This window comes from Ensifer sp. ENS07 (assembly GCF_014852185.1).
Classification (GTDB): Bacteria; Pseudomonadota; Alphaproteobacteria; order Rhizobiales; family Rhizobiaceae; genus Ensifer; species Ensifer adhaerens.
Genome location: NZ_JACVBE010000005.1, coordinates 400,629 through 414,863, shown reverse-complemented (window position 1 = coordinate 414,863; position 14,235 = coordinate 400,629). Strand labels below are relative to the sequence as shown.

Sequence of the window (14,235 nt, the reverse complement as noted above, 5' to 3'; positions counted from 1 at the left end):
CGGGGCGCTCGACTTGCATGTGTTAAGCCTGCCGCCAGCGTTCGTTCTGAGCCAGGATCAAACTCTCAAGTTGAGAATTCAATCATTGGCATTACGTCACGTTCTGAATCGACGAGAACTCACACCTTGTCTTCAATCAACAACAATCCAAAGATTGCCACCGAGAAAACAGGTGTAGTCTCTTGTTAAAACGTGACCGCCAAAGTCTCTTTCATAAGGAACCGAAGTTCCCCACGAGCTCCGCCGCCCACGTTTCTCTTTCTCTATATTCAATTGTCAAAAAACCGACGAACGCACCGTCCGTCAAACCGTTTCCACAAAGCCCAGAACTCTCGTCCCGAACCCCTCAATCAGCACCAAGCCAACCAGGAAACTCTAGAGCGAAGGTCGTCGTCGCCAGCAGCGCCGCCGCCCTCGTCAGTGATCGGGCTTATAGACCCCCATCCTCACAGACGTCAACAGGGATTTTCGGAAAAAATGACAGATTTCTGACAAAGCCCACAAACGCAGGGCTTTGCGCCCCCAAAAAAGTTTTGCCCCCTCCCCCGGGCCTGTGGAGACACAATTTGGCCCTACCTTTTTCACAATCGGCCTATCTAAGCGAAAATGAAGATGCGTCGCGGATACGGGCGCGCGGACAGGCTTGGGATATATAGGATATCGCCCTTGCAGCGCCGCGCGTGATTTGACTCCGCCGCGTGAAAGATGCACACCTTCGCGCAACGTATCGCAGGCAAGAATACGGTTTAGAGAAATCGGGGACCCTCAGTTCGGCATGATCACCGACAAGAACATGGTCAGGTCGCTTGGCGACCAGCCACCGATCCTGGCGCATGGCCGGCGCGCGCCCGACAGGCGCGAGATTTCGCTGCGCTGGCTGTCGGGCACCTTCCTGACGGGGATCACCTCGAGCCTCCTGATGGGTGTCGCGCTCTTTGCAGCGCTTGACGGACGCCAGCAGCTGGCAATCCCGGCCGAAGCCTATGCCGCACTCGATGCCGGTTCGAATGGCGACGAGCAAGCGATCGCCGTTCGCGGCGGCCGCATCCTGTCGCCGAAGCTCGTTGCCAAGCCGGCCGACAAGACGATCATGGAAGTCTCGACGATGACCCATGACGGCGAGAAGGAAGTGGTGCGCAAACAGCCCTTCGTTCACGTGAAGATGGCGCTCGCCGCCAATCATCAGGCCTCGGAAAGCTATCCGGACTTCGATCCTCTGGCGATCTTCTCGACGGAAGAGGCAGACGAGGAATCCCCCGTTTCGCGAACCGGGACGCTTTACGGCTCTAACGTCGATTCCGAAGTGGCGCTGAAAACCGTCGACTTCCCGCTGCGCGGCGGCCCCACCTTCGACAGTTCGATGTCGCTGGAAGAGGTCGAGGAAAATGTCCGCACCAACGGCTCTGTCCTGACCGAGGGCAGCACCCAGGTCGCCTCGCTCTACTATGTCGATCCGCAGCGCTTCGCCTCGGAGAGTGACGGGCTCGATCTTCTCCAGGGCCTGACCGCGCGCATCGTCGAGCAGAACAAGAGTGACGCCGCCTACGAGACGATCGACGAAGAAACCACCGAATACGCCGATGACATCATTCCGGTGCGGCGCCAGACCGACATCGCGACAGTCATGAGCAGTGCCGGCTACACCAAGGCGCAGGCCGAGGACGCCGCCAGCTATCTCGGCCAGGCGCTCGGCGCCAGCGAGCTTTCCGAAGGCGATGTCCTGCGCATCGGCATCATCCAGAACGGCGAGACGCAGAAGGGCCAGGACGCACGCATCGTGCGGGCCACGATCTATTCGCGCAACCGGCATGTGCTGACGATGGCGGTCGATGACAAGGGCCGCTTCGTCCCCGGCGCCGAGCCACCGAGGCTCGACGCGGTCGCCACCGCCTTCGACGACAACGGCGCGCCGGTCATGACCAGCAGCCACGACCTGCCGCGGGTCTATGACGGCATCTACCGGGCGGCACTTTCCTACGGCATGAACGCCGACATGGTCGGCCTCGTCGTCAAGCTGCTCGCCAGCAATGTCGATTTCCAGGCGCAGCTGAAGCCGACGGATTCGCTTGAAGCCTTCTTCTCCGTGACCGACGAACGCGGCATGGCGACGGAGGAATCCGAGCTCCTCTATGTTCGCGCCAAATTCGGCGATGCCGTTACCGCCTTCTACCGGTTCCAGGATCCGAGCGACAACACGATCGACTATTTCGACCAGGACGGCAAAAGCATCCGCCAGTTCCTGCTGCGCAATCCCGTGCCGAATGGCCATTTCCGTTCGGGCTTCGGCATGCGCCGGCACCCGATCCTCGGTTTCTCGCGCATGCACACCGGCGTCGACTGGGCAGCCCCGCGCGGCACACCGATCATCGCCGCCGGCGGCGGTGTCGTCGAAAAGGCCGGCTGGGATTCCGGCGGCTATGGCAATCAGACGCTGATCCGCCATGCCAACGGCTACGTGTCCTCCTACAACCACCAGAGCGCGATCGCCAAAAACGTCAAGGTGGGCAACAAGGTCGTCCAGGGCCAGGTGATCGGCTGGGTCGGAACGACCGGCCTTTCGACCGGACCGCACCTGCACTACGAGCTGATCGTCAACGGCAACAAGGTCGACCCCTTGCGCATCCGACTGCCCGGCGGCAAGTCGCTTTCGGGCGACGCGCTGGCGAAGTTCGAGAAGGAACGCGACCGCATCGACGAATTGCTGAACAAGGACGGCACGGGCGCAGAGGTCGCGAGCAACTAACCGCTCCCCTCCCCTGCTCGAAAATCAGCACAAACAGAAAGGCCGCCCCGAAGGGCGGCCTCTTGATTTGTGCGCTGCTGGACTTACGCGGCTTCCTTGTCCGGCCCCGCCCCGCGCTTGAAGTTGAGGCGGTCCGAGCCCGACAGCACCTTGACGGTCGAACCATCAGGGAACTCGCCCTGCAGGATCTTCTCGGCGAGCGGATCCTGCACGAACTTCTGGATCGCCCGCTTCAGCGGACGGGCACCATAGGCCGGGTCGTAGCCCTTGTCGGCCAGGAACGCGCGGGCATCGTCGTCGAGTTCCAGCGTGATCTTGCGCTCGGCAAGCAGCTTGCGCAGCCTTTCGAGCTGGATATCGACGATCGCCCCCATCTCCGACCGACGCAGCCGGTGGAACAGGATGATCTCGTCGACGCGGTTCAGGAACTCCGGCCGGAAGGCGGACTTCACCACCTCCATCACCTGGTCGCGAACCGCATCACTGTCCTCATTTTCGCCAAGCCCGACCAGATACTCCGCGCCGAGGTTCGAGGTCATGATGATCATCGTGTTGCGGAAGTCGACGGTGCGACCCTGACCATCGGTCAGGCGGCCGTCGTCGAGCACCTGCAGCAGCACGTTGAAGACATCCGGATGCGCCTTCTCGATCTCGTCGAACAGCACGACCTGATAGGGCCGGCGCCGAACAGCTTCGGTCAACGCACCGCCTTCCTCGTAGCCGACATAGCCCGGAGGCGCACCGATCAGCCGGGCGACGGAGTGCTTCTCCATGTATTCCGACATGTCGACACGCAGCAACGCGGTCTCGTCGTCGAAGAGGAACCGGGCAAGCGCCTTGGTCAGCTCCGTCTTGCCGACGCCGGTCGGGCCCAGGAAGATGAACGAGCCGATCGGCCGGTTCGGATCCTGGAGACCCGCACGGGCACGCCGGACGGCACGGGAAACTGCCTGCACGGCGTCACCCTGGCCGACGACCCACTTCGCCAATTCGTCTTCCATGCGAAGCAGCTTGTCGCGTTCGCCTTCCAGCATCTTGTCGACCGGAATGCCCGTCCAGCGAGACACCACATGCGCGATGTTGTCGGGGGTCACGACCTCCTGCACCATCGGGTTGGCATTGGCGTTCTCCTGGCTTTCGGCGTCCGAGAGCTCCTTTTCGAGCTTCGGAATGACACCGTAGGTCAGTTCGCCGGCTCGCTGGAACTCGCCCTTGCGCTGGACGATCGCCAGTTCGTTGCGGGCTTCGTCGAGCTGCTTCTTGAGATCGGCGGCACGCCCGAGCTTCTGCTTTTCCGCCTGCCAGCGAGCCGTCAGCGCGGATGCCTGCTCTTCGAGCGAAGCAAGATCAAGTTCGAGCTTCTCGAGCCGATCCTTCGACGAGACATCGGTTTCCTTCTTCAGGGCCTCGCGCTCGATCTTCAGCTGGATGATGCGACGATCGAGCTCGTCGAGCTCCTCGGGCTTGGAATCCACCTGCATGCGCAGCCGCGACGCGGCTTCGTCCATCAGGTCGATCGCCTTGTCCGGCAGGAACCGGTCGGTGATGTAGCGGTTCGAAAGGGTCGCGGCGGCAACCAGCGCCGAATCCGAAATCCGGACCTTGTGGTGCTGCTCGTACTTTTCCTTCAGACCGCGCAGGATCGAGATCGTGTCTTCGACCGTCGGCTCCTCGACCATGACCGGCTGGAAGCGACGGGCAAGGGCCGCGTCCTTTTCGACATGCTTGCGGTACTCGTCGAGCGTGGTCGCGCCAACGCAATGCAGTTCGCCGCGCGCAAGCGCCGGCTTCAACAGGTTGGAGGCGTCCATGGCGCCATCGGCCTTGCCGGCCCCGACCAGCGTGTGCATCTCGTCGATGAACAGGATGATCTCGCCGTTTTCGGCCTGCACCTCGTTGAGCACGGCCTTCAGCCGCTCCTCGAACTCGCCGCGGAACTTCGCACCGGCAATCAGCGCGCCCAGGTCGAGCGCCATCAGCCGCTTGTCCTTGAGGCTTTCCGGCACGTCGCCATTGACGATGCGCAGTGCCAGGCCCTCGGCGATCGCGGTCTTGCCGACGCCGGGCTCACCGATCAGAACCGGATTGTTCTTGGTGCGGCGCGACAGCACCTGGATGGTGCGGCGGATCTCGTCGTCGCGGCCGATGACCGGGTCGAGCTTGCCTTCTCGCGCGTCGGCCGTCAGGTCGCGCGCGTATTTCTTCAGGCTGTCGAAGCCCTGTTCGGCAGTGGCGCTGTCGGCGGTGCGGCCCTTGCGGATGTCGTTGATCACCTGGTTGAGCTTGGTCGGCGTGACGCCGGCCTTCTTCAGCACATCTGCGGTGGCAGCCGAGCTTTCGATCGCCAGCGCCAGCAACAGGCGCTCGACGGTGACGAAGCTGTCGCCGGCCTTCTTGGCTGCGTCTTCGGCGCTCGAAAACACCCGCGCAAGCGGCTGCGACAGATAGACGGAACCGTTGCCGCCGGAAACCTTCGGAAGCTTTGCAAGCGCTGCGTCATTGCCGGCGCGCGCTTCGCGGGCATCACCACCGGCCCGCTCGATCAGCGAGGCGGCCATGCCCTGGTCGTCATCGAGCAGTACCTTCAGCACATGCTCCGGCGTGAACTGCTGGTGTCCTTGCGCCAGCGCATAGGTCTGCGCCGACTGTAGAAAACCGCGCACGCGCTCGGAATATTTTTCGATGTTCATACTCTACCTCCATAGCCCGGCAGGCCCATCATGGCACCCGTCGGTGTTTCAGGATCAGGCTCCCGCATTCGGCAAGCCTGTCAGTGTGACGCGATCCCCGCTTTGCGTCGGATCAACGCGTCCGAAGCGAATATGGGGCAGCGATTTTGGAAATTAAAGAGCCTCCCGACGCTCCTGAGACGGAAATCTGCAACCGCGAGGCGGCCGCGCACCGAAAGGGTAACGCGGCCGCGGGATCGTCTATGCCGCGGGGGTCCGCTCGGCGAAGGACGCGCCGAATTCCTTCATCCGCCGCACATAGTAGGCCGGCTCGATCAGGACCTCCGGCAGATAGAGGCCCGGCGCCGGGGCGGCCCCTCCTTCAAGGCCGAGCATGCGCTCGACCGCAAGGGCGACGCCAAGCGCCGTCAGTGGGGCCTGGCCCTGAGGGTGCACGATCTCATAGCGACGGTCGACCAGTTCGCCGTGTTTGTCGCGGCCCTTGATATCGATGGCGATCTCCGTCGAGAACGGTTCGCCGCGCCGCCTGCTCGCGGACACGCTATAGGCAAGATCCAGGCGGATATTGCTGGCGTTGGTACGGGCCGAAAGCGCCATGACGTCGAAGGGCGAATAGGCGGTCGCTTCGAGTTCGACGCCGTCAACGCTTCTGAAGCGCGCCTTGGAATCCTCGCCGCCGGCCCAGTGGAACTTGCCATCCGCGACGGTCAAAGCGGCGGGCGCAAGGCCGGTGATGCGGTTGTAGTCCGCAAGTGCTGCCGGCCCACCCATGTCCTCTTCGTCGAGCAAGACGCCGATGCGGATCGTGTCGATCGCTTCATAGGCTTTGGCAAAGTCGAGGATTGGGAAGATCGCGGCGCCGGCGAGCCAGTGGCTGGCGAGCAGGATCGGCGCACTGTCCGGCGCGTGGATATACTGCGCCATCTCCGGACCGACCTCGAAGGTGCCGCTCGATAGGCTGATATAGGGAATGCCGTGGCGCTGGGCGTAACGCATCGAACTCAGCTTTTCGTCTTTCAGGAAGATGACGACGGCGCTGAAGCGGGGCGCATCGCCAAGGCCGAGATCCGGGCGACTGAGGTCGACGCTGACCCCGACCGCGCCGCCAACCTCACGTGCGACCGCCTCGGCCCTGCCAAGATCGCGGCCACCGATCGCGATCGGCAGCGTCGGGTGCAGACGACGAATGATCCTTGCGGCCTGCGACCCGACGACACCGGAACCACCGACAATCAAAACGGGCTGAAACTTGCTCGACATCTTCCTATCTCCTAAACGAGAGGTAAGCGGCACCTACCGAACTTACCATTAGTAACTTACTATTGGTAAGTAGGATGCCGAATACCACTTTCAAGAGGCATGAGCCGACGCGAAAAGAGGATTGTGATCGATGAGCCGGACGAAAGGCCGAAAGCTTGCGAAGCCCGAGCGGCGCGCCCAGCTGCTCGAGACCGCCAGGGAGATCCTGCGCGAACGGGGCGCCGACGCCCTGACGCTTGGCCATCTCGCCGAAAGCGCTGGCGTCAGCAAGCCGATCGCCTATGAACATTTCGGCACGCGCGAGGGGCTCTTGATCGCGCTCTCCCAGGAAATCGAAGACCGGCACACGGAAAAACTGAAGGTCGCGCTGAAGGGTGCATTAAATCGGCTCGAAGCGGTCGCCGATATCATCAGTTCCGTCTACATCAACTGTGCTGTCGAAAGCGGCGAGGAATGGCAGGCGATCTCCGGCGCGCTGCGCGGCAATGCGGACATGATCGCCACGCAACAACAGCAGGCTGACGATTACGTCGCCATGATCAAGGCAGCCCTCTCCCCCTTCTCGGAAGTCCCCGAGGACGATCTGAGGCTTCGATGCACGGGTATCGCCGGCGCGGCCGAGGCGATCGGCCGCGAACTGATCCGCGGGCGCACAAACGAGGCCTCTGCGAGCAGCAACCTAACTGCGCTCATCATCGACAGTGCCAAAAGCTAACCAGTGAAACTGGCTGATCAGCGTTTGCCGTACAAAGAAAAACCCGGCCGCGATGGGCCGGGTTTTTGATGCCTGCACCGGGCAGGCTGACTATTGCGACTTCGCTTACTCGGAAGCAGCCAGAGCCGGCGCTTCCGGAGCGTCATCACCCGACGGCTGAGCTTCGTCGGCAGCACCTTCCTGGGCGCTGCGGCGCGGACGGCGCGGACGCGGCGCGTTGCGGCGGCGCGTTGCGGCACGGCCGGAAGCGGCAGGAGCTTCTTCTTCCATCGCAACTTCGGCCGGCGTGCCTTCGATCACCGGCTGCGGGCCGGTACCATCGATGACAACGGGCTGCGGCTCGGCAACAGGCGTTACGGCTGCGGCACCCGAAGCCGGCATGTCGTCGGCGTAGCCCTGATCCAGATCGTCCTGGTCCTGGTCGGCTGCGTCGTGGCCGCGGAAGTCCTGACGGTCGTCACGCTGGAAACGATCCTGCATCTGCGCCTGCGCGGCAGCAATGATGCGGTTGTAGTGTTCGGCGTGCTGCAGGTAATTTTCCGCCATGACCCGGTCGCCGGAGCTCTGGGCGTCGCGAGCAAGTGCAGAGTACTTCTCGGCGATGTGCTGGGCCGTACCGCGAATCTTCACATCCGGGCCGGAGCTGTCGTAGGTCCGCGTCAGCGGATTCGAGCCCTTGCGGTTGTGATTGTTGTTGCTTCCATTGTTGTTGTTATTGTTGTTGTTATTTCGCCCGCGGCCGCGCTTGTTTTGCTGTCCTGGCCTCATAGTACATTCACCCGAATTCTCTTGATAATGATGATCATGTGGTTTCGTCTTCCGGCCGGATCCGCCCGACAGAGCACACACCGTTGCGCTCGCACAATGGCGGCTTCGGCGCCGACTGACGTCAAATTAACAGGTACCCGCACAAGGCACGTGTTGAACCCTAGCAACTCTTTCTTGAGAGCAATCCCCGTGGCCAGGTCATACCGGAACGAATCTTAGGTCCATGACCTTCTGCCCAGTGCGCGGGCAAACTAGCCCGCTTCCTCTGGGATTCCAAGCCCTTTCTTTGCCTCTGCAAGAAAGAAGATGCGCCAGTGCAGCATTTTTTCAACGGTTTGTGTCGCGTTCGAAGATCAGGACGCGGTCATTGCCGCCGAGATCCTTCGCCTCTTCACGCAGACGGAATTTTTCGGCGTAAAACAACGCCGTTACCGCCTCTTTCTGGTCGAAACCGATTTCCAAGCCTATCACGCCGTTTGTCTCAAGATGATGACCCGCTTGAGAAGCGATGGCGCGATAGGCATCTAGCCCATCTTCTCCGCCATCAAGCGCTGCGGCCGGGTCGTGAAGTCTCACCTCCGGCTCAAGCTCTTCGACCACACTGGACCGGATATACGGCGGATTTGAGACGATAACGTCGTAACGACCGTCCACCTTTTCGTACCAGTTGCTGAGCAACGGCCGAAAGCGATCCGCAAGTCCGAGAGCGACGGCATTTGCCGTCGCCGTTGCCAGCGCGTCTCCGGATATATCGGTAGCCGTGCCTCTGGCTTCAAGAACCTCAGACAGAAGCGCGAGACAAATCGCGCCCGTGCCGGTCCCGAGATCCATGATCTCGCAACCTCCCTTTCGCGCGACCACCGCGCGCAGATAGGGGATCATGCGGTCGACCAAGGTCTCGGTGTCCGGGCGCGGCTCCAGGGTTTCCTTCGACAGCCTCAGCGGCAGACCGAAAAACTCGCGTTCACCGAGGATGCGATAGACCGGCTCGCGCGCCAGCCGGCGCGCAACCGCCGCCCGGATCCGCTGGGCATCCTCATCCGAAACCGGGTCCCTGCCCCGCGACACGACCGCGCTCAGCGACAGGTCGAGCAGGCCCGAGATCAGGTGCCGGACGTCGAGCGCCGCATGCTCGATGCCGCCCGCCTGCAGGCGATCGCGACTTTCGGCAACCAGGCTCGCGAGCGTCTCGGCCATCTCTTAGCCCCGCTGCTCGCCGAGCTGCGCCAGCTGGCTCGCCTGGTAGTCGGCAAGCAGCGCATCGACGACTTCGTCGATCTCGCCCATCATCATCCGGTCGAGCTTGTAGAGCGTCAGGTTGATGCGGTGGTCGGTAAGGCGTCCCTGCGGGAAATTGTAGGTGCGGATGCGTTCGGAGCGGTCGCCCGATCCCACCTGGCTCTTGCGGTCGGCCGAGCGTTCGCTGTCGGCGCGCTGGCGCTCCATGTCGTAGAGGCGCGAGCGCAGCACCTGCATCGCTTTCGCACGATTCTGGTGCTGCGACTTTTCCGAGCTGGTGACGACGAGCCCGGTCGGCAGGTGGGTGATGCGCACGGCCGAGTCCGTCGTGTTGACGTGCTGTCCGCCGGCGCCCGACGAGCGCATCGTGTCGATGCGGATATCCTCGGGCCGGATCTCGATATCGATGTCTTCGGCCTCGGGCAGCACTGCGACGGTTGCCGCCGAGGTGTGAATGCGACCGCTCGCCTCCGTCTCCGGCACGCGCTGTACGCGGTGCACACCAGATTCGAACTTCAGCCGCGCGAACACGCCGCGCCCGGAAACTGTAGCGATGATTTCCTTGAAACCGCCGGCTTCGCCTTCGCTCGACGACAGCACTTCGACCTTCCACCCCTTGCCCGCCGCATAACGCTCGTACATCCGGAACAGGTCGCCGGCAAACAGCGCCGCCTCGGAACCACCGGTTCCGGCGCGGATTTCAAGGATCGCGCTCTTTTCGTCGGCCGCATCCTTCGGCAGGAGCAGGATCTGGATCTCCTGTTCCAGCTGTTCGATCGCGTCGACGACCTCGGGCTTTTCCATTTCGGCGAGATCACGCATCTCGCGGTCGGTCGATTTGTCGGCGAGCATGGCGGTGATGTCGGCAAGCTCCGCCGTCGCCTTTTCGTAGGCGCGGATCTTCGTCACCACCGGCTGCAGTTCGGAATACTCCGAGGCGAGCTTGACGTAGACGTCCGCGGCCGGGCCGGCGGACATGCGCGCCTCGATTTCACCGAACCGCCGTTCCAGTTCGCGCATCTTTTCAACGGGAAGCTTTGCCAAGTCTCACTCCAATGCGTCTCGCCCCGGCCGGATCAGCTCCGGACGAGGGTTGCGACGCGTCACTTCAATCTAAACCGGAATGCCGTTTTCCGCGGCGAAATCCACCAGCATCTGGCGAACGGGCGTCTGATCTCGCGTGTCGTCCAGTGCAGCGTTGAGCAGTGCGCCGAGCTTGGACGCGTCAAGCGCCAGAAGCATCGCCTTGATCGGTCCGACGGCCGTCGGCGACATCGACACCGAACGGAAGCCAAGACCCAGCAGCGCCATGGCCGAGAGCGGCTTGCTCGCCATCTCGCCGCAGAGCGTCACCGGCGTATCGTGCCGGTCGCCGGCGCGCACGATATCACGCAGGATCCTGAGGAACGGGCGCCCGAGCACGTCGAAACGATCGGACACGCGGGCATTGCCGCGGTCGACGGCCATCGCGAACTGGAAGAGGTCGTTGGAGCCGACCGAGACGAAGTCCACCTCGGTCATCAGCTCGTCGAGCTGCCAGAGCAGCGCCGGCACTTCCAGCATGGCGCCGAATTGCAGCTTGCGCGGCAACTGTTCGCCGAGCTTCGACTGCCGCTCGATTTCCTTCTGCAGGAGGTCGCGCGCGATCCTGAGTTCGGAAACCTCGGTGACCATCGGCAGCATCAGCTTCAGCTCGGCACCGGCCGCCGCCCGCAGCATCGCGCGGAGCTGGGTGCGCAGCAGACCCGGCCGGTCGAGCGAAAGCCGGATGGCGCGCCAGCCGAGCGCCGGGTTTTCCTCTTCCGCAGCGCGGAAATAGGGAACCACCTTGTCGCCGCCAATATCGAGTGTGCGGAAGGTTACGGGCTTGCCGCCCGTCTGCTTCAGCACGCTGCGGTAGAAGGCTTCCTGTTCCTCCGCCTTCGGCATGGTCGAGGCGATCATGAACTGGAGTTCGGTGCGGAAGAGGCCGATACCTTCGGCACCCGCCTCGTTCAGATGCGGAAGGTCGACCAATAGGCCGGCATTCATCTGCAACGTGATACGCGTGCCGTCCCGGGTCAGCGGTTCGACGTCCTTCAGCGCGCGGAACTGTGCCTGACGCCGCGCCCGGAAGCGAACCTTTTCCTCATAGGCACGCTGCAGGTCGGCGAGCGGCCGCAGATGCACCTTGGCGTCATCGCCATCGATGATGATCGCGTCGCGGTTTTCCGCAAGCGCCACGGCACCGGTCGCCTGGCCGATCACAGGAATGCCCATGGCGCGGGCAACGATCACCACGTGGCTGGTGACGGCACCCTCTTCGAGCACCAGGCCGCGCACATTTTCGCGCGGATAGTCGAGCAGCTCGGCAGCGCCCATGGCGCGCGCGACGATCACCGCATCGTTCGGGAAGTCGCTCGCCGAAAGCTTGGCGCCGTAGCCCGAGAGCTGGCGCAGCAAGCGGTTGGCGAGATCGTCAAAATCATGCATGCGCTCGCGCAGATAAGGGTCCGTCAGGCGGATCATGCGCGCTTTGGTTTCGCTCTGCACACGCTCGACGGCGGCTTCCGCCGTCAGGCCGTTGCGGATCGCTTCTTCGAGCTTGCGCACCCAGCCGCGGTCATGCGCGAACATGCGGTAGGTCTCGAGCACTGCCCGATGCTCGCCCTCCATCGACACCTCGCGGCGCGACAACATGTCGTCGATCGAGATCCGCAGCGACCCGAGCGCCTCTGCAAGCCGCTGCAACTCCTGGTCGGTATCCTCGTTGAGAAGATTGGTGACGACGATCCTTGGTTCGTGCAGGACGACATAGCCAAGGCCGATGCCTTCGCCGTAGCTGTTGCCGTCGATCGAGACGGGACGCGAGAGATCGAGTTCGAGCCCTGGCTTGGTGATCTTCTTGAGCTCGCCGGTTGCCACCATCTCGGCGAGAACCATGGCGGTCGTCTCGAGCGCCTCGACCTCGTCCTCGCGATAGTTGCGCATCGCCTTGTTCTGGACGACGAGAACGCCGAGCGCGCGCCCTGTGCGCAGGATCGGCACGCCGAGGAAGGAATGATAGATCTCTTCGCCGGTCTCCGGCAGGTAGGTAAAGGCCGGGTGAGACTGGGCGTCGGACAGATTGAGCGGCCGGGCCGAAGCGGCGATGGTACCGACGAGGCCCTGCCCCATCTTCAACTGCGCCAGGTGAACGGCGGCCTTGTTCAGACCTTCGGTCGCATAGAGTTCGAGCACGCCGTCGGAGCGCAGCACGTAGACCGAACACACTTCCGCGACCATATTCTGCGCGATCTGGCGCACGATACGGTCAAGGCGCTCCTGCGGCTCCAGCGGTTCCGCCATCAACTCGCGCAACCGCTTGAGGAGAACGCGCGGACCTGCGGAAAGGTCTCTCATCGCGTGGGGTCTCCCGAAATAGAGGGGACGGCAGCAAAGGGGATGCGCGGCCAAGTCGCCGCGAATCCCAAATCGGTCGTCTGTCGATTAACTCTTATCGAGACCGTAAGCGGAATGCAAAGTGCGAACCGCCAATTCCGCATAGGGTCCATCGATCAGGATCGAAATCTTGATCTCGGAAGTGGTGATCGCCTTGATGTTGATGCCCTTGTCGGCAAGCGCACGGAAGGCCGACGCTGCAACACCGGCGTGGCTGCGCATGCCGATACCGATGACCGATACCTTGACGAGGCCGGCTTCGGACTGGACAACGTCGTAACCGATCTTGTCCTTGTTGTCGCCGAGCACCTTCAGTGCCTTGTCGACATCGCCGGAGGGAACCGTGAAGGTCATGTCGGTTTTCGAACCGTCCTCGGAGATGTTCTGGACAATCATATCGACGTTGATATGGGCTTCAGCCAGCGGGCCGAAAATCGCGGCGGAGACGCCCGGCCGGTCGGCGAGACGGCGCAGCGAAATCTGGGCTTCATCCTTGGCATAGGCAATGCCGGTTACGACTTCCTGTTCCACGATCTCATCCTCATCACAAATCAGCGTACCGGGCGGATTGAGAAGGTCACCCATGCCCGGCGCATCGGGATCTTCGAAAGACGAACGCACGAAGGTGCGGACCTTGTGCACCATGGCAAGCTCCACCGAGCGCACCTGCAGCACCTTGGCGCCGAGCGATGCCATTTCCAGCATTTCCTCGAACGCGATCTTCTTCAGACGCCGCGCCTTCGGCTCGATGCGCGGGTCGGTGGTGTAGACGCCATCGACGTCGGTGTAGATGTCGCAGCGATCAGCCTTGACGCCGGCGGCAATCGCAACGGCCGAGGTGTCGGAGCCGCCGCGGCCGAGGGTGGCGACGCGGTTGTCAGGCCCAAGTCCCTGGAAGCCGGCGATGACGGCGACCTGGCCCTCGCCCATGCGGCGGATGAGCTCGGCACCGTCGATGTCGAGAATGCGGGCAGCGCCGTGGGCGTTGTCGGTACGGATCGGGACCTGCCAGCCCTGCCACGAGCGGGCGTTGATGCCCATCGACTGCAGCGCGATGGCGAGAAGACCGGAGGTCACCTGTTCGCCGGACGCGACGATCGCGTCGTATTCGCGCGCATCGTAGAAGGGCGAGTTGGCGCCGGTTGCCTTCGGCATGTTCTGCACCCAGCCGACCAGCTCATTGGTCTTGCCGGACATCGCGGAAACGACGACGGCAACTTCGTGGCCGGCATCGACCTCGCGTTTCACATGGCGGGCAACATTGTGGATGCGTTCCAAATCAGCGACGGACGTCCCGCCGAATTTCATCACGATGCGTGCCATGTGCCTCTACCGGTACCCAAATTGCGCGCGCTTGCGCGCGTGACAGGAAAGCCCCCGCCGGCGCCCGACGGTCAAAA

The 14,235-nt window shown here is 62.9% G+C and carries 9 protein-coding genes and 1 rRNA gene; 2 read left to right on the top strand and 8 right to left on the bottom strand.

Features of this window, described 5'->3' with window-relative positions:
• A 16S ribosomal RNA gene (locus IB277_RS19245) occupies nucleotides 1-73 on the bottom strand; the annotation flags it as partial.
• A 702-nt stretch (nucleotides 74-775) separates the two neighbouring features.
• Here IB277_RS19245 and IB277_RS19240 point away from each other — a divergent pair.
• A complete protein-coding gene (locus IB277_RS19240; protein ID WP_034797679.1) occupies nucleotides 776-2,743 on the top strand; it encodes a M23 family metallopeptidase in 1,968 nt (655 codons plus the stop codon).
• 83 nt (nucleotides 2,744-2,826) lie between these two features.
• On the opposite strand, the gene clpB is transcribed toward IB277_RS19240, so the two are convergent.
• Together clpB and IB277_RS19230 are read right to left on the bottom strand one after the other, a co-directional pair.
• On the bottom strand, nucleotides 2,827-5,433 hold the full coding sequence (gene clpB, locus IB277_RS19235) for an ATP-dependent chaperone ClpB (RefSeq protein WP_089044404.1): 2,607 nt from the start codon (nucleotides 5,431-5,433) through the stop codon (nucleotides 2,827-2,829).
• 240 nt (nucleotides 5,434-5,673) lie between these two features.
• Nucleotides 5,674-6,693: a saccharopine dehydrogenase gene (locus IB277_RS19230; protein ID WP_090299854.1), complete on the bottom strand. Its 1,020-nt coding sequence runs from the start codon at nucleotides 6,691-6,693 to the stop codon at nucleotides 5,674-5,676.
• 130 nt (nucleotides 6,694-6,823) lie between these two features.
• On the opposite strand from IB277_RS19230, the gene IB277_RS19225 reads away from it, so the two are divergent.
• Nucleotides 6,824-7,408 carry a TetR/AcrR family transcriptional regulator gene (locus IB277_RS19225; protein ID WP_090299856.1) on the top strand — a complete coding sequence of 195 codons (585 nt, stop codon included), beginning with the start codon at nucleotides 6,824-6,826 and terminating at the stop codon, nucleotides 7,406-7,408.
• A gap of 105 nt (nucleotides 7,409-7,513) precedes the next feature.
• On the opposite strand, the gene IB277_RS19220 is transcribed toward IB277_RS19225, so the two are convergent.
• The 5 genes from IB277_RS19220 to IB277_RS19200 all read right to left on the bottom strand — a co-directional run bounded on the left by IB277_RS19220 (nucleotide 7,514) and on the right by IB277_RS19200 (nucleotide 14,158).
• Nucleotides 7,514-8,176, bottom strand: a complete 663-nt coding sequence (locus IB277_RS19220; protein ID WP_034797687.1) for a DUF4167 domain-containing protein — start codon at nucleotides 8,174-8,176, stop codon at nucleotides 7,514-7,516.
• A gap of 327 nt (nucleotides 8,177-8,503) precedes the next feature.
• Nucleotides 8,504-9,373, bottom strand: coding sequence for a peptide chain release factor N(5)-glutamine methyltransferase (gene prmC, locus IB277_RS19215; RefSeq protein ID WP_034797690.1), 870 nt, complete (start codon nucleotides 9,371-9,373; stop codon nucleotides 8,504-8,506).
• A 3-nt stretch (nucleotides 9,374-9,376) separates the two neighbouring features.
• Complete coding sequence (prfA, locus tag IB277_RS19210) at nucleotides 9,377-10,459, bottom strand: peptide chain release factor 1 (protein ID WP_060518361.1); 1,083 nt, start codon at nucleotides 10,457-10,459, stop codon at nucleotides 9,377-9,379.
• A 69-nt stretch (nucleotides 10,460-10,528) separates the two neighbouring features.
• The gene (gene ptsP, locus IB277_RS19205) at nucleotides 10,529-12,796 is read right to left on the bottom strand and encodes a phosphoenolpyruvate--protein phosphotransferase (RefSeq protein WP_034797694.1); all 2,268 of its coding nucleotides are present in this window, start codon (nucleotides 12,794-12,796) and stop codon (nucleotides 10,529-10,531) included.
• A gap of 87 nt (nucleotides 12,797-12,883) precedes the next feature.
• Nucleotides 12,884-14,158, bottom strand: coding sequence for an aspartate kinase (locus tag IB277_RS19200; RefSeq protein ID WP_034797696.1), 1,275 nt, complete (start codon nucleotides 14,156-14,158; stop codon nucleotides 12,884-12,886).
• Between the last annotated feature and the right edge of the window lie 77 nt (nucleotides 14,159-14,235).